This window comes from Pectobacterium polonicum, from assembly GCF_005497185.1.
Classification (GTDB): Bacteria; Pseudomonadota; Gammaproteobacteria; order Enterobacterales; family Enterobacteriaceae; genus Pectobacterium; species Pectobacterium polonicum.
This window is the reverse complement of record NZ_RJTN01000009.1, coordinates 82,947-103,596: the sequence shown is the minus strand read 5'-3', so window position 1 is coordinate 103,596 and position 20,650 is coordinate 82,947. Positions and strand designations below refer to the sequence as shown.

Here is a 20,650-nt window from a genome sequence, read left to right as displayed (position 1 = left end):
TGCCCTAGCTTCCCCTCTCCCACGTTATATCTGGCTGTGCATAACGGTGGCACGCAACTTGCTTCTCAACCTTATAGCGATTCCGTCGCTTTGCCTCAACGGTGAGCAAAGCCTCGGTTAGGACAATGGCGTCCACACAATCATGCTTTTCGCATCAAGGCGAGAGCAGGGTTCTGTGGACGTTTTTTTATGGCGTGCCATCCTTGGCTGCCACCCTTATGGGCCGTTGCTAACGCAACGTTAAAAATTTCTCCCGGAAATTTTTTATGCCTGAATTCGCCCGGTGCAGCCCTTGTTTTGCGCGGCTGTTGCAACTCAGTCCTTACGGGAGTCAGTCATGGATGCCAAATCCTCAGCGTGTGTAAAGAGTGTTTGCCCTTACTGTGGGGTCGGTTGCGGTGTGGTGATGGAAGTAAAAGATAATCGTGTGATCAAGGTATCAGGTGACAAGACGCATCCCACCAACTTTGGTCGACTGTGTACCAAGGGCAACACCAGTGGTCAGGCTCTTGCTGAATCAGGACGGCTGGAGAATGCCTACCTGCGTGCAGATCGTCAGCACGAATCGGTCAGAGTTGATATGGGGAAAGCCATCAAGGAAACCGCGCGACGGTTACGGGCTATTATTGATACCCACGGCCCCGATGCGGTGTCGCTTTACGTCTCCGGTCAGATGTCGCTGGAATCCCAATATCTGGCGAATAAGCTCGTTAAGGGTTTTATCGGTACGAATAACATAGAGTCAAACTCCCGTCTGTGTATGGCCAGTGCGGGTAGCGGCTACAAGCTCTCTTTGGGATCGGACGGGCCACCGGGCTCCTATCAAGACTTTGACCACGCCGATGTCTTTTTCGTCATTGGCGCGAACATGGCCGACTGCCATCCCATTCTTTTCCTGCGCATGATGGACCGCGTCAAGGCAGGGGCTAAGCTCATCGTGGTTGACCCACGGCGTAATACTACGGCGGACAAAGCGAACCTGTTCCTGCCAATCAAGCCCGGCACGGATTTGGCTCTGCTCAACGGCCTGCTGTATCTGCTTGTCCAGAATGGACACACCGATCCCGCTTTTATCGCCGAGTTCACCGAAGGGTGGGAGGCGATGCCTGAATTCCTTGAAGACTATCCCCCAGAGAAAGTCGCGGAGATCACCGGGCTGCCAGAGGCGGACATCCGCAAGGCGGCGGAGTGGATTGGTACGGCGGCGGAGTGGATGAGTTGCTGGACGATGGGGCTTAACCAAAGCACGCATGGCACCTGGAATACTAATGCGATCTGCAACCTGCATTTAGCCACTGGCGCGATTTGTCGCACGGGAAGCGGCCCGTTTTCCCTGACGGGGCAGCCCAATGCGATGGGCGGGCGTGAAATGGGCTATATGGGGATGGGATTACCAGGGCAACGTTCTGTGCTGGTGGAGAAGGATCGGGCAGCCATTGAGGCACTCTGGGGTGTTCCTGCTGGAACGCTGCGCACGGATCTCGGTGGCGGCACCGTCGCCATGTTTGAAGACATGATGGCGGGCAAGATCAAAGCGTGCTGGATCATCTGTACGAATCCGGTGGCTACGGTTCCCAACCGCAAGAATGTGATCGTGGGGCTACAAGCCGCCGAACTGGTTATCACACAAGATGCGTTTCTCGATACCGAGACCAACCGCTATGCCGATATCCTGCTGCCCGGCGCACTGTGGGCTGAGGCTGAAGGCGTGATGATTAACTCCGAGCGAAATTTGACGCTGATGCAAAAGGCCGTTGAACCGCCCGGTGAGGCGATGGCCGATTGGCAAATCATCGCCAGCGTCGCCTGCGAGATGGGCTATGAGCAAGGATTTAGCTACGGCTCGGCATCCGAGGTGTTTGAAGAAATCAAACAGTTCTGGAACCCGAAGACGGGATACGACATTCGTGGTGCCAGCTATGAACGCTTACGGCAGGCTCCCTTACAGTGGCCCTGTCCTCCTGAGGATAACCAAGACCGTCATCCCATTCGCTACCTCAATGACGGCGTGAGCCAGACGCGTAAAGACCTGCCGGACGGCACCCAGCCACGCCTCGTTTTTGCGACCGAAAGCGGTAAAGGAATATTCCTCCCTCGACCGCATATGTCGCCCGCCGAAATGCCGGATGATGACTTTCAGTTTGTGCTGAATACCGGCCGCTTACAGCACCAGTGGCACACGATGACGAAAACCGGAAAAATTCCGACGCTCAACAAGCTCAATCCTGGGCCGTTTATCGAAGTGCATCCCGAAGATGCCATTGCGCTCGGTATTCAGGATAAGGATCGTGTGGAAGTCCGGTCGCGTCGTGGGCGTGCGGTACTCCCCGCCGTGGTGACCAATCGGGTTCGCCCCGGTAACTGCTTTGCTCCCTTTCACTGGAATGACGTCTTTGGTGACGATCTGGCGATTAACGCCGTCACCAGCGATGCCATTGATCCGATTTCCCAGCAGCCTGAATTCAAGATCTCTGCGGTGGCGCTGACGCGGATCGCTGAACCCTCAGCGCGGATTTCTCCTGAGCGAGAGAGCCGCCCAGCGGCTGTTCCCGTATCGGAACAGGCCGAGGCGAGTACGCCGAAAAACGACATCAAGGAACTCGACATGAAACACATTGATGCGCTGGCCACGCTACTTGGCCTTGATGCCGCGCCAGCGATGACACTCAGTGCGCCCGAACAACACTATCTGCAAGGTTATATTGCGGCCCTGCGTACTGACGCATCGAGGCTGGCTGGTGGTGTGCCTGTACTGCCCGCCACGGCACCACTGGAACCCTCCAGACGCTTGATGCTCGACGGAATGCTGGCAGGGCTTTTTGCCCGCACCTGGCTACCCAGTGACGGTATAACGTTGCTACCCGCTTCTTCTCCCAATGTGGTGGCTGCAACTGTGCCATCACAACCCCCTATTTTGATTTTATGGGCGTCGTCGACTGGCAATGCGGAAGGTTTCGCGGCACAGTGCGCCGAACGTCTGAAGGCTGAAGGGCATACCGTTACCCTGTCCGATATGGACAGTTTCAACAGTGCTAATCTGCCTGCGATGCCGCGTGTGCTCTTCATCGCCAGCACGTTTGGCGACGGCGACCCTCCTGACAATGGCACCACTTTCTGGACGGCATTAGAGGCGGAGACTGCACCCAGACTGGCGGACGTGTCGTTCTCTGTACTGGCATTCGGTGATTCAAACTACGATCAGTTTTGCGGTTTTGGCCGTCGGCTCGATGCACGGCTGGAGGCGCTGGGTGCGCAGCGTCTGTCAGCACGAATCGACTGTGAGCCTGACTATCAGGATGCGGCGAAAGCCTGGTTAGACAGCATGGTCAACGCCCTCGCGGGAGCGCATACGCCAATGGCAAGCAAGGTTGCTACGCCCGCAACGGCGGTACTGGCTGACGGAAATGAAGCATGCACGATGACACCAGCAGCTTCGGTGCCTACCTTTAGTCGAAATGCGCCTCTGCCTGCACGCCTTGTCATCAACCAGTTGCTTAATGCGCCGGGAGCGGAAAAAGAAACCCGGCAATTCGCCTTTGATATTTCAGGCAGCGATGTGAGCTACGAAGCGGGGGACGCGCTTGGCATCTGGCCGACTAACAGCCCTGAACTGGTGAGCGATATGCTTTCTGCCCTCAAACTCTCGCCTTCTACCGTCGTGACCGTCAAAGATAAGGGTGATATGGCGCTTGCTGAGGCGTTATCCCAGCATTTCGAGATTGCCCGCATCACGCCGGAGATCTTGCAGTTTGTCAGCGCACGCTCGGGTCATGCTGCGCTGGCCGACCTGCTGAAAGAGGAACGTAAAGAAGAGCTCAAACAGTGGCTGTGGGGACGGCAGATTGTCGATTTGCTACAGGATTTTCCGATACAGGTTCAGGCTGACGAATGGTTGCGCGTGCTTAAACGTATGCAGCCGCGTTTGTACTCGATTTCGTCCAGCCCGAAAGTCACGCCGCACCAGATCCATCTGACCGTGTCGACGGTGCGCTATGGTGCTGAGGGTAAACCGCGTGGCGGCGTGTGTTCAACGTTTCTGGCTGACCGCGCAGCAGGGTCGGTTGCCGTGCCTATCTTCATCCAAAAATCAGCGCATTTTCGTACGCCAAAACACCCAGATACGCCAATCATCATGGTTGGGGCGGGCACGGGGATCGCACCTTTCCGGGCTTTTCTGCAAGAGCGACGGGCGACAGGGGTGCAAGGTAAAAATTGGCTGTTCTTTGGCGAGCAGCGTGCCGCGACAGATTTTTACTATCGTGAAGAGTTGGAGAAACTGCAACGCGAGGGTTACCTGCATCGGTTTGATACGGCTTTTTCGCGTGACCAACGTGAGAAAATTTATGTTCAGCACCGTATGTGTGAGCAGGGGGCTGAGCTATGGCGCTGGTTAGAGAAGGGCGCGCATTTCTACGTGTGTGGTGATGCCAGCCGCATGGCGAAAGATGTGGACTCGGCGCTTCGGCAGGTTGTGCAGGTTCACGGGAACATGAGCCGTGAAGATGCGGCGTCCTATATTGCCAAAATGGCACAGGACAAACGCTATGTCCGCGATGTGTACTGAGTTTGCCAGTGGCTTTTGCTGGTATCAGGCGCACCGCCTGATGTGCGACGTCCTTTCTAAGGTTGATGCGTTAGGTGTTTTACCACCTAACGCAACTGATGATGCGGTGATTACGCCTTCGTTTTCAGCGCATTGACGACGGCTTCGCCAAGCGCTTGAGCGGATGCTGGGTTCTGGCCGGTGATCAATCGCCCGTCAACGACGACTTTATTTTCGAAGATTGGGGCTTCTTCGAATGTTGCGCCGTCCTTTTTCAGCGCCGCTTCAAGTTCAAACGGAACAATCTTGTCGTAATTACGGGACGCTTCTTCTTCCGCAGTAAAGCCGGTAAGGTGACGGCCTTTAATCAACAGTTCGCCATTGCTGAGCTTCACATTCAGCAAGCCAGCTGGGCCGTGGCAAACGGCACTGATGATGTCATTTTTCTCGTACATCGTACGCACGATGTTGATCAGCTCAGGATTGTTGACGAAATCCCACATTGGCCCGTGTCCGCCGACGAGCAGGATCGCGGTGTATTTAGCAGGATCAACGTTTGCCAGCGGGATGGAATTGGCCAATTTGTTGCGGTGCTCTGGGTTAGTCCAAAAATCCAGACTCGCGCGATCTTTGAGATCGAACCCGTCGAACGGAGGCAATCCTCCTTTCGGGCTGGCAATGTCGTAATCCAGTCCGGTTTTGTCGAAGACTTCAACCGGGTGAGTCAGTTCTGGAAACCAGAAGCCACCGACGAGGTCAGGCGTCTTTTTATCCAGACTGGAGACGACGATCAGTATCTTCTCTTCTTTCAGATTGGCCTGAGCAAAAACAGGGGAGGCTGCGGCAAACACAGCCATCGCGGCGATAAGACCAGCACAACGTTTTATTATTGACATAAAAAACTCCTTTCAGCAGGTGATGTCTGCCGACTATATCTGTGATAACTGGTTGAAAACAGGGGGTAATAACGGGATGCATTGTTTAATAAATCGATGTAATAACTTTGTATTGGCGTGATAAAATGTCGTAAAGTGCGTTGAATGATCCTGGTATCGCATGACGATGAGGAACCCTGATGGGGCAATCTGATAGCTTTGATGGACTGGCAGAATTTCTGGCGATAGCGAAACGATTGAGCATTCGCAAAGCCGCGCTCGATCTGGGCAAGACGCCGGGTTCGGTGAGTCTGTCGCTCCAGAAACTGGAGCATCGCCTCGGCGTGCTACTTTTCCATCGCACGACACGCAAAATGGCATTGACGGAAGCAGGAGAAGACCTGCTGCTGAGAATTGGGCCCGCGGCACACGTTATCGCAACGGGTTTTGAAGATGTGGCTCAATCGGCAAAAAAGCCCTCGGGGACGTTGAAGCTGATCGTAGAACGTTTGGCATTGCCTCATGTTATCGAGCCCCTCATACCTGCATTTCGTCAGGCGTGGCCGAATTTGAATATCGATATCACGGTGAGTAATCGTCACGATAATTTCGTCTCCGAAGGCTACGATGCTGGCATTATGATCGGTTCATACATCGAACAGGATATGATTGCAGTACGGCTCTCCCCGCCATTTAAGTGGGCGGTATTTGGTTCGCCAGACTATTTCAAAGCGAACGGTAAGCCTAAAGCGACGTGCGATCTGGTGCATCACGAATGTATTCGCTTTCGTCGCCCAGAAAAGGGAGATATTTATCGGTGGGAGTTTGTCGAAAATAAAGAAAGTGTAAGAGTTGAGCCGACCGGTACAATTACCGTGAACGATGGTGAGTTAATGCGTAGCCTCGCGGTCAGGGGTGTTGGGCTTATTTACTCATCCACTTTCCATACCTCACGTGAACTGGCAAATGGCACGCTGGAAGCGGCGTTACTCGATCTCTCGCCGGGAAATGACGGCCTCTTTCTTTATTTCTCAAGAGCTGCGAGGAATCAACCTAAATTGCGTGCGTTTATCGAGGTGTGTTCACAGGTTATTAAGACGTGAATAGGCTGTTTTGCTTTTCCATTCCATTCCGCTTCTTCCTGATAAACATAAACCGACGCCCAAAAATAAAGGAGCTGCGCTGTTAACGCAACTCCTTGAATTTGGTGGCCCCTGCTGGACTTGAACCAGCGACCAAGCGATTATGAGTCGCCTGCTCTAACCACTGAGCTAAGGGGCCGGATGGGCGGTGATTATACGGTAATGTATGGGGGAAGGTCTATAGCCTATCTACCGGGTGGTGATTTTATACTCAAGATAGCTTGTTGTTATTCCTATCAGAATTTACGATAGGCTCAGTCAATTGCGGTAGGGAAAGATATGATTACCGATATTCTGGCCATGAATCTTCAGGTTGTTTTCTGCGGTATTAACCCCGGGCTGTCGACGGCACATCACGGTTATCACTTCGCGAACCCCAGTAATCGCTTCTGGAAAGTGATTCATCAGGCGGGTTTTACCGAACGCTTGTTGACACCTGCGGAAGAACAGCATCTGCTGGATACCAGATGCGGCATCACCATGTTGGTGGAGCGACCAACGGTCGAGGCAACCGAGCTGGGGCGAGATGAATTGCTGCAAGGCGGGAATGCGATTGTTGAGAAGATAGAACGCTATCAACCGCGTACGCTGGCCGTGCTAGGGAAGCAAGCGTTCAGTCAGGCGTTTGGTATCAAAAAGGTCTCATGGGGGCGTCAGGAGCGGCGTATTGGTGAGACGCAGGTTTGGGTGTTGCCGAATCCTAGCGGGCTGAACCGTGCGACGTTAGAGTCGCTGGTGGCGTCGTATCAGGAGCTACATCAGACGTTGCAGAGTAATACATAAATCCAGGCTGAGGATTCTGATAGATAAAAAATAACCCCGGCGAACCGGGGTCATCTAGCGTGTGGATTAGCTAAGGGATGAATTAATCATCCAGGAAGCTACGCAGCACTTCAGAACGGCTTGGGTGACGCAGTTTACGCAGCGCTTTTGCTTCGATCTGACGGATACGCTCACGCGTAACGTCAAACTGTTTGCCGACTTCTTCCAGCGTATGGTCGGTGTTCATATCGATACCGAAACGCATACGCAGGACTTTCGCTTCACGTGCAGTCAAACCAGCCAGTACGTCGTGTGTCGCTGAACGCAGGCTTTCCGACGTGGCGGAATCCAGCGGTAGCTCCAGCGTCGTATCCTCGATGAAATCGCCCAGATGTGAGTCTTCATCATCACCAATTGGGGTTTCCATTGAAATCGGCTCTTTCGCGATTTTCAGCACTTTACGGATCTTGTCTTCCGGCATCAGCATACGCTCAGCCAGCTCTTCCGGCGTCGGCTCGCGACCCATTTCCTGCAACATTTGACGAGAGATACGATTCAGTTTGTTGATCGTCTCAATCATGTGTACCGGAATACGGATGGTACGCGCCTGATCGGCGATAGAACGGGTGATCGCCTGACGAATCCACCAGGTCGCATAGGTCGAGAATTTGTAACCACGGCGATATTCGAACTTATCTACCGCTTTCATCAGACCGATGTTGCCTTCCTGAATCAGGTCGAGGAACTGCAAACCACGGTTGGTGTATTTCTTCGCGATAGAAATAACCAGACGCAGGTTGGCTTCCACCATTTCTTTCTTGGCGCGACGTGCTTTTGCTTCACCAATCGACATACGGCGGTTGATGTCTTTAACCTGCTCGATCGTCAGACCGGTTTCTTCTTCGATCTGCTGCAATTTTTGCAGGCTACGGGTGACGTCTTCTTCAACATCATTCAGCTTTTCAGACCAAGGTTTGCCCATTGCCACTGCTGCGGCAAACCAAGTGTTGTTGGTTTCATTGCCAGTGAACATCGTGACGAAGTTTTTCTTCGGCATTTTGCACTGTTCAACGCACAGTTTGATGATCAAACGTTCCTGAGTACGGACGCGATCCATCATGGAACGCATGCTGTTAACCAGGAAATCGAACTGTTTCGGCACCAGACGGAACTGCTTGAACACTTCAGACAGGTTCAGAATTTCCTGTGCTGCCAGCGCATGACTGCGGCCGTGTTCTTTGATTACCTGACGGGTCGTCTCGTATTGCTCACGCAGTTCGGTGAACTTTTCACGCGCCAGTTCAGGATCGATACTGTTGTCGTCTTCTTCTTCCTCGTCGTCTTCTTCCTCGTCGTCATCGTCCATTTCTTCGCTTGAAAGCTCAGAGCCAACGTGAGTCGCGGTAGGGGCGATGTCCTCTTCCGCATTAGGATCAACGAAACCAGTGATCAGATCGGACAGACGGCTTTCGCCCGCTTCGACGCGATCGTATTGTTCCAACAAGTAGGTAATAGCTTCAGGATACTCGGCAACAGAGCACTGAACCTGGTTGATACCGTCTTCAATACGCTTGGCGATATCGATCTCGCCTTCACGTGTTAACAGCTCAACGGTACCCATTTCACGCATGTACATGCGAACCGGATCGGTAGTACGACCAATTTCCGATTCAACACTGGATAGAACCTGCGCAGCAGCCTCTGCCGCATCTTCATCGGCATCATTGGTGTTTTCGGCCAGCAACAGATCGTCAGCATCCGGTGCTTCTTCCATCACCTGGATGCCCATGTCGTTAATCATCTGGATGATATCTTCGATCTGATCCGAGTCGATGATATCTTCCGGCAGATGGTCATTGACCTCAGCATAGGTCAGGTAGCCTTGCTCCTTACCACGGGTGACAAGCAGCTTTAGCTGTGACTGCGGGTTTTGCTCCATAAGACGGTATCCACACTTCAGAGTATTTGGGTTGGTGTCGGTCAGCGTAGTTCGCTAACAATAGCATTAGGGGTATTTTTATTATCGCCGCAGCCCCTGTAGCGGCTCTTTGCAGGGCTCGACCCTGCTATTTATCGGCAATTAAGCCTCTGTATCAGTGTTTTCTGGTCAACGCCAGTTGCAACGACCAAAGCTCTTTTTTTTCTTTGGCGTTGAGCCCATGCGTTCTGTCACGGGCTATCAATGTTTCTTGTCGCTGTTTCAACAGCTGATCGTAGAGCTCTGCCAGACTGATTCTGAACTTCTCGTCGAGCTCTTCCTCTACGATCATATGGTTCCATGAAGCCATGGTTTCAAGCTGTTTACGGTATTTGCTGTCGCGATATTTTTCCAACAGCAGACCCATATTCATTCCTGGGCTGGCGTTGCAGGTTTTCACCAAATCCTGAAACAGCGATAAACCAGCCACTTTGTCTTCTTCGATGCCTTCCAGCGCGAGGTCAGGAACTTCTGTCGCCAGTCTTGGGTTTTGTACTAAAAGTCCTACAAGTATACGCATAGTTGTGACTTTTAGTTGCGGTGGCTGGTAGGATTGAGTCTGCTCAGCCACTTTAGGTAGCAGTCTGTCCAACTGGCTGTCGTCCAAAATCCCTAGTTTGTTACCGAGCTGCTGGCGTAAATACAGCCGCAGCGTTTCTCCCGGCACCTGACCTATTAGCGGCAGCACCAGCGTGCTGAGCTTGGTTCGGCCGTCGGGTGAACTCATATCCACCTGCTGTTGCAGTGTCTCGAACAGGAACTGCGACAGCGGCAGAGCCTGTTCCATGCGCTGCTCAAAGGCGACTTTGCCCTCTTTACGTACCAGCGTGTCGGGGTCTTCACCGTCCGGCAGGAACATAAAGCGTAGCTGACGACCATCGTTCAAATAGGGTAGCGCAGTTTCCAGCGCGCGCCATGCCGCTTCGCGTCCGGCACGGTCTCCGTCGTAACAACACACCACCAGATCGGTGGCGCGAAATAGTAACTGAATATGATCGGCGGTCGTGGAAGTCCCCAACGAAGCCACCGCATAATCAATACCAAACTGCGCCAGTGCCACCACATCCATATAGCCCTCAACAACCAATAGTCGCTTGAGATCGGTGTGGCTCTGCTGCGCTTCATACAGGCCGTATAATTGGCGACCTTTATGAAAAATCTCTGTTTCCGGCGAGTTGAGATACTTTGGTGTACCGTCGCCTAATACACGTCCGCCAAAGGCAATAACTCGACCCCGTTTGTCGCGGATAGGGAACATTACGCGCTCGCGGAAGCGGTCATACGTTCTGCCCTGATCGTTAGTCACCAGCATGCCGGCATCGTTCAATGTGCTGCGGTCGTCATTATTTCGACCAAAGCGTTTTAAAACGTTATCCCAGCCGGGCGGTGCGAAGCCAATCGCAAAATGGCTGATGACGTCTGCGCTTAAACCGCGCTGTTGCAGATACTGTAACGCTGGCGTACCAACCGACTGTGTGAGTGCTTGCTGATAAAACCCGCTAAGCTGCCCCATCAATTCGTACAGACTTTGCCGTTGGTGTCGCTCTAACTGAGTTGGGCCAGTGCCAGTTTCATAAGGCACTTCAAGGCCATATTGGGTTGCCAGTTCTTCAATGGTTTCAACGAATTCGAGGCGATCGTAATTCATCAAAAAGTCTATGGCGTTGCCGTGTGCGCCACAGCCAAAACAGTGATAGAACTGTTTGTCACCGTTTACGGTGAATGAGGGGGTTTTTTCGTGATGGAACGGACAACACGCATGGTAGTTCTTGCCCTGCTTTTTCAGTTTGACGCGCGCGTCAATGAGATCGACGATGTCGGTGCGAGCCAGCAGGTCATTAATAAATACGCGTGGGATTCGTCCAGCCATAAGCCCCTGGTGTATACCTTCTGTAACGTGGTTACATCGGATATAGCTTATAAACGACAACAAGCCGCGCTTCCTTTCGGAAAGCACGGCCTTCGTATGCAACTGCTAAGTCTGCGGATTAATCACGCGTAGGAGAGAAACCCTCCTGAAAATTAATACAGACGAGTGCGGCGTGCGTTTTCTCGAGCCAATTTCTTCGCGTGACGTTTCACTGCAGAAGCTTTAGCGCGCTTACGTTCGGTCGTTGGTTTTTCATAAAACTCACGACGACGAACTTCAGCCAGAACGCCTGCTTTTTCACAGGAACGTTTGAAGCGACGCAGAGCTACGTCGAACGGCTCGTTTTCACGTACTTTAATTACCGGCATGTGCCTCTCACCTCAATAAATTCGGTTTGCCGCTGGCCTTGTGCCAGCCTTTTCAAAATGGTGCGGAATTCTACTGCAAACGTGACGCCTTTGTAAAGCATTGCGGTGATCATAAAACGCGCAACCAAGGCCAGCGCAGAAATCAGGCCGCTTATGGTAGACTATCCACAGTTTGAAGCAAGTGGCATTTAACGCGTGCTTGTATCGTCATCAAGGTAGGAACAGTAATGCGCGTATTGGGTATCGAAACATCCTGTGATGAAACTGGTGTAGCCATTTATGACACAGTAACCGGTTTGCTCGCTAATCAATTATACAGCCAGGTCAAATTGCATGCTGACTACGGTGGCGTAGTGCCCGAGCTTGCCTCACGTGACCACGTGCGTAAAACGGTGCCGTTAATTCAGGCGGCGCTGCGTGAAGCTGGGTTACAGGCCAGTGATATTGATGGCGTGGCTTATACTGCCGGGCCTGGCTTAGTCGGCGCATTATTGGTGGGCGCGACGGTTGGTCGTGCTCTGGCTTTCTCTTGGGACGTGCCGGCGATTCCTGTGCACCACATGGAAGGGCATTTGCTGGCACCCATGTTGGAAGATAACCCACCAGCATTTCCTTTCGTTGCGTTGCTGGTTTCTGGCGGTCATACGCAGCTCATCAGCGTGACGGGTATTGGCGAATACCGTTTGCTGGGTGAGTCGGTTGACGATGCGGCGGGTGAAGCATTTGATAAAACCGCCAAGTTACTGGGATTGGATTATCCGGGGGGGCCAATGTTGTCGAAAATGGCGCAGGCGGGCGATCCCCATCGCTTTACGTTTCCACGCCCGATGACCGATAGGCCGGGATTAGATTTCAGCTTCTCTGGGCTAAAAACGTTTGCTGCTAATACGATTCGTAGCAACGGTGATGACGATCAAACGCGTGCCGACATTGCACGTGCGTTTGAAGATGCCGTCGTGGATACGCTGGCCATCAAGTGTCGTCGTGCGCTGGATGAGACAGGTTTTAAACGACTGGTTATGGCCGGAGGCGTCAGTGCAAACCGGACGCTGCGTCAGCGTCTAGGTGAGGTGATGGCGAAACGCGGTGGTGAAGTGTTTTATGCGCGTCCTGAGTTTTGCACAGATAACGGTGCGATGATTGCCTATGCGGGCAGCGTTCGCTTGGTTCACGGCGCGAGCCAGACGCTTGGCGTATCTGTTCGACCACGCTGGCCATTGGCTGAATTGCCCGCGGTGTGAGTGTTCGGGCGATAATCACTACGTGTAGCAGATCTACACGTAGTAAAAAGCGGCACCAGACGAGTGAATTACAGCTCTTGTTCGAATAACACCAGAATTGCTTCGTAAAGTTGTTTGACGCTGAAGCCTCTGGCTGGCGTGGTGAAGATGGTGTCATCACCCGCGATGGTGCCAAGGATACCTTCAGATTTCCCAAGTGAATCTAGCAGGCGGGCGATGAGCTGCGCGGCTCCTGGGCTGGTATGGATCACGATGACAGCGTCGTTGTAGTCTACGTCCAACACCAGGTTCTTTAACGGGCTGGACGTAGTAGGGACACCGAGCTCGGCAGGAAGACAATACACCATCTCCATTTTGGCATTGCGTGTGCGCACGGCACCAAATTTCGTTAGCATGCGTGACACCTTGGATTGGTTGATGTTTTCAAATCCTTCGTCTTGCAATGCCTGAACAATTTCACTTTGAGAACTGAACTTCTCTTCCTTTAACAGCGCTTTGAACGCTTTAACGAGGTCTTCTTGTTTTGTCGAATTTCGCATTCTGCACCGGATTAATTGTTATGGTTAATCTTCCTATTATGCAGTTGTGTGAATTTTTATGCAATTAAATCGCGTATAATTCCAGTCCCTTTCACTCGATATGCGTTAGTCGCTGTTTTCAAAAAAAATCGACTTTCGGGTAGTCCAAAAAATGCGTCCTGCGTCACATAAAAGTAAATCAAATGTTATCAGAATGATGTTGTTTGGACGCCATCGATCGGTGTAATGTAGCGCACAGGTTAATCGCACGTGAATGAACACCGCGTTATAGCTCAATAGCTTATTAACTTTACTTACCTTTCAAACGAACGGCTGTTTTTGATTTATTATTAGAGACATAGCGTATTTTTTGTCTCTCATGTCATTTGTAGAAAGATAAGTAGGTTGCTTGTATCCCCATTTTTATATTCTGTTTATAACCAAATGAATTCACGGCACTTTTTTATTTTATGATAATAAGGAGTTTAGGATGAAAGTTGCAGTTCTCGGAGCAGCAGGTGGTATCGGTCAGGCACTCGCACTCCTCCTCAAAACCCAGCTTCCTTCAGGTTCAGAACTATCCCTTTACGATATTGCCCCAGTAACCCCGGGTGTTGCCGTCGATCTGAGCCATATTCCTACAGCAGTGAAGATCAAAGGCTATAGCGGTGAAGATGCTAAACCGGCGCTTGTTGGTGCAGATATCGTGCTGATCTCCGCGGGTGTGGCACGTAAACCTGGTATGGATCGTTCCGATCTGTTCAACGTCAATGCTGGCATTGTGCGTAATCTGGTTGAGCAAATTGCAGTAACTTGCCCGAAAGCCTGTATCGGTATCATCACCAACCCAGTGAACACGACCGTTGCGATTGCGGCAGAAGTGCTGAAAAAAGCTGGCGTATATGACAAAAACAAACTGTTCGGCGTCACCACGCTGGATATCATCCGTTCCAACACGTTCGTTGCTGAGCTGAAAGGCAAACAGCCGCAGGATATTAATGTGCCGGTTATCGGCGGACACTCTGGTGTGACGATTCTGCCTCTGCTGTCTCAGGTTCCTGGTATCAGCTTCAGCGAGCAGGAAGTGGCCGATCTGACCAAACGTATCCAGAATGCGGGCACCGAGGTGGTTGAAGCCAAAGCCGGTGGCGGATCGGCAACGCTGTCTATGGGTCAGGCTGCTGCGCGTTTTGGTCTGTCTCTGGTTCGTGCGCTGCAAGGCGAAAGCGGTGTGGTGGAATGTGCGTACGTTGAGAGTGATGGCAAACATGCCCGTTTCTTCGCGCAGCCGATTCTGTTAGGTAAAGATGGCGTTGCTGAGCGTAAAGACATCGGCACATTAAGCGCTTTTGAGCAAAACGCGCTTAACAGCATGTTGGATACGCTGAAGCAGGATATTGAGCTGGGCGAGACGTTCATCAAGAATTAATCATTGAGATTCTTGTAGTACGTGACGTTAAATAAAAAGCCGGAGATTGATATCTCCGGCTTTTCTTTTTTAATCGGGGCGGATGAGTTTTTTTCTATCGATAAGCTCATTGGTTTCTGGATTGTAATATCGGCTGGGCCAAATCTCTGATGGGTGAATACTTAGCGCATCGGCGATAAGCCATTCCCCTTTGGGCCAAGGGCGTGATAACGCGTTAGCTAGTGTAGATGAGCTTAATCCGGCCGCTCGCGATACTGCCGCCAGCGTCGTATTTTTCTTGCGCAGTGCAGCAATGATATCAGCGGGATGCCAGTCTTGTTTCCTTAAAATCATAATCCTTCCCTTATTTGCTATAAGACGACTGTAGATTAGTGGTATAAATAACGGATGTTAGTTATATGCCGAGCTAACATGACATTATTATTTGGAAATAATATAGCATTAATTTTCCTTAAAATTCTCAATTAATTTCCAAAATAAATGCGTTTTTGTTAGGGATGGCACTATCAGGATGAAAGGCAATGAAAAAAGAGTGGTTTGCTACCAGCGAATTGGTTGGAGTCGGCGGCCTTCCGAAATCAAGACAAGGATTGAATAAGCGCGCCCGCGAGGATGGATGGGAGAAACGTCGCCGTAAAGGCGTCCAGGGAAGGGGAGTGGAGTACTCAATTAACAGCTTGCCGGAGACGGTAAGAAAGTCCCTATTACTCGAAATCGAGCCTTCCGCCTACTCGGCGAGACAGCCTGCGGCACTGGCCGTATGGATGCAGATCTATCAGCAACTATCTGAAAAAGAAAGAGATGAGTTAATTGCTTATATCCTGCGGGTCGGTGTGTCTACTACGCTGAGCCAGTTGGGTATTACGCCATCAGATGGAGACGTTGTCTCATCTATGGATATTGGCTGATTTACACATTAATACGTGCTCTGATCGCTCATCTTAGCGATAGAGAAGAGTCTGAATTGTCTTTTGTTTTGTAGCATTGTTCTGGCCGCTATGTTTTGGCATTGCGCTGGATTTAATCATTTCTTCTATTACTTAGGTGTGTCGATAACGCGTAAAAGTTAGCGGTTTAGGTAATTATAGTCTATTATATGGAAACTTTTGGGCGAGTTGACGTAATGCCTGTTCAAAACAAACAAGGGAGTGACGAGTATGGACAAAGAATGGTTTGCAACAAGTGAGCTGGTTGGCGTAGGTGGATTGCCTAAGTCACCGCAGGGGCTGAACAAACGAGCACGAGACGACGGTTGGGAAAAGCGCCGGCGGAAAGGGGTTCAAGGGCGTGGCGTCGAATACTCTATTCGCAGTTTGCCGAATGAAGTCAGAAATTCTTTGTTGGTGAAGGAGAATCCGCCAACAGAGTATTATCGCATCGATAATGAGCCGACCCTGCTGTCATCATGGGTGCATATTTTCCATCAGCTATCCGTTGATGAACGTGCCCAACTGATTAATTTCATCTTGCGTGAAGGAACAATAGCAATGTTGTCTCGATTGGATGATGTCACCATCGATCAAACTGCCTAATTTGTTGAGCAAGTAGCGCTGCAAGGCAGCGCTACGTAGACTGAACCGACATTGTTGTCAGGAAAAATCGAACACCACGTTAGAAATCGCGCTGTACGGCTAAGTGGGCAAGCCCTTCAAGTGCCATACGATACTGCGTTTCCGGTAGTAACTGTAGCGCACTGATCGCCTTATCCGCCTCTTCTTCTGCGCGCTGGCGCGTATAATCGAGTGAACCGCACTGCTGCATTGCGGCCAGAACCGGTTCCAGCAGATGGCGCCCGTTTCCTTCTTCAATCGCAGTGCGAATCAGCGAACTCTGTTCTGCATTACCATTACGCATGGCGTGCAGCAGTGGCAGCGTTGGTTTGCCTTCATTAAGGTCATCGCCTGTGTTTTTGCCCAGCGTTTTACCGTCTGCACTGTAATCCAGCAAATCGTCAATTAATTGGAACGCAGTGCCTAGGTAGCGACCGTAGTCCTGAAGTGCTTTTTCTTGCTCTGGCGTCGCGCCTGCAAGGATAGAGGATGACTGCGCTGCGGCTTCAAATAAACGTGCCGTTTTGCTGTAAATGACGCGCATATAACTCTCTTCCGTGATATCCGGGTCGTTGCAATTCATTAACTGCAAGACTTCCCCTTCAGCAATCACGTTTACCGCTTCTGACATCAGCGCCAGCACGCGTAACGATTCAAGGCTGGTCATCATCTGGAAGGCGCGGGTATAGATGAAATCTCCAACCAGCACGCTCGCCGCGTTGCCAAAAGCTGCATTGGCCGTCGCTTTACCCCGGCGCATGTCGGATTCGTCTACTACATCATCATGCAGCAGGGTTGCAGTATGGATAAATTCGATCAGTGCGGCGACAGTGACATGTTTATCACCGTCATAGGCGAGGGCTCTGGCTGCAAGCACGGCGATCATCGGACGTATCCGTTTTCCACCACCGCTGATGATGTAATGCCCAAGCTGGTTGATCAAAACGACGTCGGAATTCAGTTGTTCAAGAATGACTTTGTTAACAGCCGCCATATCCTGCGCGGTTAATGTTGTAACTTGTTCTAGATTCATGGTTTATGCCAACGTATGTCTTCAACACTGCCGTAAGATTGCTGTTGCATATCGGCAAGATGGAACTGATTAGGCCGATTGTACTTGAAAAATGAGAGAGATAAACGGCAGTTCATACGTTGTATTCTTTTTCTTCACATCCGTTGATTATGCACTTGTCATCCTCAGTATTTTTGCGTAGAATTCGCGCCCTATTATGAATATTTATAGCGCGCTCTGAAACCTATTAACGGGTGCGCGGAAAGCGGAGTTTTATATGTACGCAGTTTTCCAAAGTGGTGGTAAACAACACCGAGTAAGCGAAGGGCAAACCGTTCGCTTGGAAAAGCTGGACATCGCAACTGGTGAAGCCGTTGAGTTTGACCAAGTTCTGATGGTTGCTAATGGTGAAGAAATCAAAATCGGCGTTCCTTTTGTCGATGGCGGTAAAATCAAAGCTGAAGTTGTTGCTCATGGTCGTGGCGAAAAAGTGAAGATCGTTAAGTTCCGTCGCCGTAAACACTACCGTAAGCAAGCAGGCCACCGTCAGTGGTTCACTGACGTGAAAATTACCGGCATCAGCGCTTAAGATTAGGAGAGCGGATTAAATGGCACACAAGAAAGCTGGCGGTTCAACCCGTAACGGTCGTGATTCTAACGCACAACGTCTGGGCGTAAAACGTTTTGGCGGCGAAAGTGTACTGGCTGGCAACATCATCGTTCGTCAACGCGGCACCAAATTCCACGCAGGAACTAACGTTGGTTGCGGGAAAGATCATACTCTGTTTGCTTTGACTGATGGTAAAGTTCAGTTTGAAGTTAAAGGCCCGAAAAACCGTAAATTTATCAGCATCGTTGCTGAATAATTTTTCGCGTTAGGTCTTACGGATTTAAGCCCCGCAATTCTTTGCGGGGCTTTTTACATTCTGATTCTGAGTAAACCACCTGGATAAGTATGAATACTAAACAGCAGATGGGGATCGGTCTTTGTCTGGCGCTTACCACGGCTGTTTGTTGGGGGGCGTTGCCGATAGCTATGAAACAGGTTCTGGTGGTGATGGAACCTTATACGATTGTTTGGTATCGCTTTCTTATCGCATCGATTGGGCTTGGCATTATTCTGTCATCCCGTAAGAAGTTACCCCCAATACGGGTTTTCCGTCATCGGCGTTGGTGGGTTCTGCTGCTGATTGCGACGGCGGGGCTGTTAGGCAATTTTGTTTTCTTTAGTTCATCCCTACAATATCTGAGTCCGACGGCGTCTCAGGTTATTGGACAGCTTTCCCCGGTTGGAATGATGTTCGCCAGCGTACTCATCCTGAAGGAAAAGATGCGCGGCACGCAGATCATTGGGGCGAGCATGCTGATCTGTGGCCTAATCCTGTTCTTTAATACCAGCCTGATTGAGATTTTTACCCGGTTAACGGACTACACGCTGGGCGTATTGTTGGGTGTTTGCGCCTCGGCAGTATGGGTATCCTATGGTGTGGCGCAGAAAGTCCTGCTACGGCGTCTGACATCGCAGCAGATTCTGTTTCTGCTATATGTTCTATGTGTTGTCTTTATTACGCCTTTTGCCAAGCCTGACGTTATTTTTCAACTTAGTGGGTGGCAGCTTATCTGCCTGCTATTCTGCGGTGCGAATACATTAATTGGCTATGGCGCGCTGGCGGAGGCAATGGCACGCTGGCAGGCTTCGCAGGTTAGCGCGGTCATTACGTTAACACCGCTGTTTACGTTGCTGTTTTCCGATTTACTGGCGTTAGGGTGGCCGACTTTTTTTGCTGCGCCAGTGCTGAATTGGGTTGGCTATGTAGGCGCTTTTGTCGTGGTTGCTGGCGCTATGTTTTCCGCTATCGGGCATCGTTTCCTTCCTGGGAAAAAAGAACCCATGCCACCATTGATGGCGCAAAAGTAGATTAAAGAAAGTGTATTGCGGTGGGATCACAGGCATTTTTTGACATACAGCATGCACTGTTTATTTTTAATACAGATGAAATTATTGGAGCAGGCAGGTACAATCCTGCTCCTTTGCTGGAATGCGTTCTGGTGCGTCAGTTTTTTAATGGTAAGTAGAAATATACTACCTGCCGTAAAATCAAAAAGTTACGCCAAAGAGAACCAATAACAAGCCTAAAACACGTAGATATTCTCTATTGGTTTTTTGCGGAGAGAATCAATGAAGTTTGTAGATGAAGCCACAATTCTCGTTGTGGCGGGCGATGGCGGTAACGGTTGTGTTAGCTTTCGCCGTGAAAAATATATTCCTAACGGTGGCCCAGATGGTGGCGACGGCGGTGATGGCGGTGACGTTTATCTGCTAGCAGACGAAAACCTGAACACGCTGATCGACTATCGTTTTGAAAAATCCTTCCGCGCTGAGCGGGGGCAAAATGGACAAAGCCGCGACTGTACCGGTAAACGCGGTAAAGATATTACAATTAAAGTCCCTGTTGGTACCCGTGTTCTGGATCAAGGTACCGGCGAGGTGCTAGGTGATATGACACGCCATCAGCAGAATCTGATGGTGGCGAAAGGCGGCTGGCACGGTTTAGGTAACACGCGTTTTAAATCGTCCGTCAACCGTGCTCCTCGTCAGAAAACCAGCGGCACGAAAGGCGAAGAACGTGAACTGACGCTGGAGCTGCTGTTGTTAGCTGACGTGGGTATGCTTGGTTTACCTAATGCAGGTAAATCGACCTTTATCCGTGCTGTATCAGCGGCGAAGCCTAAAGTGGCCGACTATCCGTTTACCACGCTGGTACCTAGCTTGGGTGTGGTTCGTATGGATAGCGAACAGAGCTTTGTTGTGGCAGATATTCCTGGGTTGATCGAAGGGGCATCCGACGGCGCCGGGCTGGGGATTCGTTTCCTGAAGCACCTTGAACGTTGCCGCGTACTGCTGCATTTGGTTGATCTGGCGCCGATCGATGAATCAGATCCGGTTGAAAATGCCAAAATCATTATCAACGAGTTAGAGCAGTATGGCGCGGGTTTGGCAGAAAAACCGCGTTGGCTGGTTTTCAATAAGGTTGATTTGATCGACAAGGCTGAAGCAGAACAACGTGCCAAAGAGATTGCGGCCGCGCTTGGTTGGGATGACAAATACTATCTAATTTCTGCGGCAAACCGTGAAGGCGTTACTCCACTTTGCTGGGATGTGATGAGCTTCCTGAAAGCCAACCCGAAAATAACGGCGATTGCCGAAAGTGCGCCGGAAAAAGTTGAGTTCATGTGGGATGACTATCACCGTGAACAACTGGCTGAAGTAGAAAAAGAAGCCGAAGAAGAGTGGGATGATGACTGGGACGATGAAGATGATGAAGGTGTTGAGATTATCTATCAAAAGTAATCCTTCCTTC

18 protein-coding genes and 1 tRNA gene are annotated in these 20,650 nt (G+C 50.9%); 11 read left to right on the top strand and 8 right to left on the bottom strand.

Annotation, left to right across the window (positions count from 1 at the left end):
• Positions 1-337 precede the first annotated feature (337 nt).
• On the top strand, positions 338-4,564 hold the full coding sequence (locus EDI29_RS11445; protein ID WP_137741014.1) for a sulfite reductase subunit alpha: 4,227 nt from the start codon (positions 338-340) through the stop codon (positions 4,562-4,564).
• 110 nt (positions 4,565-4,674) lie between these two features.
• Here EDI29_RS11445 and EDI29_RS11440 read toward each other — a convergent pair whose 3' ends face one another.
• Complete coding sequence (locus EDI29_RS11440; RefSeq protein ID WP_137741013.1) at positions 4,675-5,439, bottom strand: type 1 glutamine amidotransferase domain-containing protein; 765 nt, start codon at positions 5,437-5,439, stop codon at positions 4,675-4,677.
• Between the two features lie 179 nt (positions 5,440-5,618).
• Here EDI29_RS11440 and EDI29_RS11435 point away from each other — a divergent pair, with 179 nt between their 5' ends.
• A complete protein-coding gene (locus EDI29_RS11435) occupies positions 5,619-6,521 on the top strand; it encodes a LysR family transcriptional regulator (protein ID WP_137741012.1) in 903 nt (300 codons plus the stop codon).
• A 102-nt stretch (positions 6,522-6,623) separates the two neighbouring features.
• Here the strand turns inward: EDI29_RS11435 and EDI29_RS11430 are convergent.
• Positions 6,624-6,699, bottom strand: a tRNA-Ile gene (locus EDI29_RS11430).
• Between the two features lie 140 nt (positions 6,700-6,839).
• Here EDI29_RS11430 and mug point away from each other — a divergent pair.
• A complete protein-coding gene (gene mug / locus EDI29_RS11425; RefSeq protein WP_137741011.1) occupies positions 6,840-7,343 on the top strand; it encodes a G/U mismatch-specific DNA glycosylase in 504 nt (167 codons plus the stop codon).
• Between the two features lie 82 nt (positions 7,344-7,425).
• Here mug and rpoD read toward each other — a convergent pair whose 3' ends face one another.
• The 3 genes from rpoD to rpsU form a co-directional block, all read right to left on the bottom strand.
• The gene (gene rpoD, locus EDI29_RS11420; protein ID WP_107170120.1) at positions 7,426-9,261 is read right to left on the bottom strand and encodes an RNA polymerase sigma factor RpoD; all 1,836 of its coding nucleotides are present in this window, start codon (positions 9,259-9,261) and stop codon (positions 7,426-7,428) included.
• Between the two features lie 154 nt (positions 9,262-9,415).
• Positions 9,416-11,170 (bottom strand): DNA primase, encoded by a 1,755-nt coding sequence (gene dnaG / locus EDI29_RS11415; protein ID WP_137741010.1) that lies wholly within the window; start codon positions 11,168-11,170, stop codon positions 9,416-9,418.
• Between the two features lie 152 nt (positions 11,171-11,322).
• Positions 11,323-11,538 (bottom strand): 30S ribosomal protein S21, encoded by a 216-nt coding sequence (gene rpsU / locus EDI29_RS11410; RefSeq protein ID WP_001144069.1) that lies wholly within the window; start codon positions 11,536-11,538, stop codon positions 11,323-11,325.
• Between the two features lie 227 nt (positions 11,539-11,765).
• On the opposite strand from rpsU, the gene tsaD reads away from it, so the two are divergent.
• On the top strand, positions 11,766-12,779 hold the full coding sequence (tsaD, locus tag EDI29_RS11405; RefSeq protein ID WP_137741009.1) for a tRNA (adenosine(37)-N6)-threonylcarbamoyltransferase complex transferase subunit TsaD: 1,014 nt from the start codon (positions 11,766-11,768) through the stop codon (positions 12,777-12,779).
• Between the two features lie 68 nt (positions 12,780-12,847).
• On the opposite strand, the gene argR is transcribed toward tsaD, so the two are convergent.
• The gene (gene argR, locus EDI29_RS11400) at positions 12,848-13,318 is read right to left on the bottom strand and encodes a transcriptional regulator ArgR (protein ID WP_012773258.1); all 471 of its coding nucleotides are present in this window, start codon (positions 13,316-13,318) and stop codon (positions 12,848-12,850) included.
• A 469-nt stretch (positions 13,319-13,787) separates the two neighbouring features.
• On the opposite strand from argR, the gene mdh reads away from it, so the two are divergent.
• Entirely contained in the window at positions 13,788-14,726 is a 939-nt protein-coding gene (mdh, locus tag EDI29_RS11395; RefSeq protein ID WP_137741008.1) for a malate dehydrogenase, read from the top strand.
• A gap of 69 nt (positions 14,727-14,795) precedes the next feature.
• Here the strand turns inward: mdh and EDI29_RS11390 are convergent, their stop codons facing one another.
• Positions 14,796-15,059, bottom strand: coding sequence for a helix-turn-helix domain-containing protein (locus EDI29_RS11390; RefSeq protein WP_005971488.1), 264 nt, complete (start codon positions 15,057-15,059; stop codon positions 14,796-14,798).
• A gap of 188 nt (positions 15,060-15,247) precedes the next feature.
• Between EDI29_RS11390 and EDI29_RS11385 the strand changes: the two genes are divergently transcribed.
• Positions 15,248-15,634, top strand: a complete 387-nt coding sequence (locus EDI29_RS11385; RefSeq protein WP_137741007.1) for a DNA-binding protein — start codon at positions 15,248-15,250, stop codon at positions 15,632-15,634.
• 249 nt (positions 15,635-15,883) lie between these two features.
• Positions 15,884-16,258: a DNA-binding protein gene (locus EDI29_RS11380; protein ID WP_137741006.1), complete on the top strand. Its 375-nt coding sequence runs from the start codon at positions 15,884-15,886 to the stop codon at positions 16,256-16,258.
• A gap of 79 nt (positions 16,259-16,337) precedes the next feature.
• Here the strand turns inward: EDI29_RS11380 and ispB are convergent, their stop codons facing one another.
• Positions 16,338-17,309, bottom strand: coding sequence for an octaprenyl diphosphate synthase (gene ispB, locus EDI29_RS11375; protein WP_137741005.1), 972 nt, complete (start codon positions 17,307-17,309; stop codon positions 16,338-16,340).
• A gap of 256 nt (positions 17,310-17,565) precedes the next feature.
• Here ispB and rplU point away from each other — a divergent pair, with 256 nt between their 5' ends.
• The 4 genes from rplU to cgtA all read left to right on the top strand — a co-directional run bounded on the left by rplU (position 17,566) and on the right by cgtA (position 20,640).
• On the top strand, positions 17,566-17,877 hold the full coding sequence (gene rplU / locus EDI29_RS11370; protein WP_010283026.1) for a 50S ribosomal protein L21: 312 nt from the start codon (positions 17,566-17,568) through the stop codon (positions 17,875-17,877).
• A gap of 19 nt (positions 17,878-17,896) precedes the next feature.
• A complete protein-coding gene (gene rpmA, locus EDI29_RS11365) occupies positions 17,897-18,154 on the top strand; it encodes a 50S ribosomal protein L27 (protein ID WP_005971498.1) in 258 nt (85 codons plus the stop codon).
• Positions 18,155-18,243: 89 nt separating this feature from the next.
• On the top strand, positions 18,244-19,206 hold the full coding sequence (locus EDI29_RS11360; protein ID WP_137741004.1) for a DMT family transporter: 963 nt from the start codon (positions 18,244-18,246) through the stop codon (positions 19,204-19,206).
• Positions 19,207-19,467: 261 nt separating this feature from the next.
• Positions 19,468-20,640, top strand: a complete 1,173-nt coding sequence (gene cgtA / locus EDI29_RS11355) for an Obg family GTPase CgtA (RefSeq protein ID WP_107170113.1) — start codon at positions 19,468-19,470, stop codon at positions 20,638-20,640.
• The last annotated feature ends 10 nt before the right edge of the window (positions 20,641-20,650 follow it).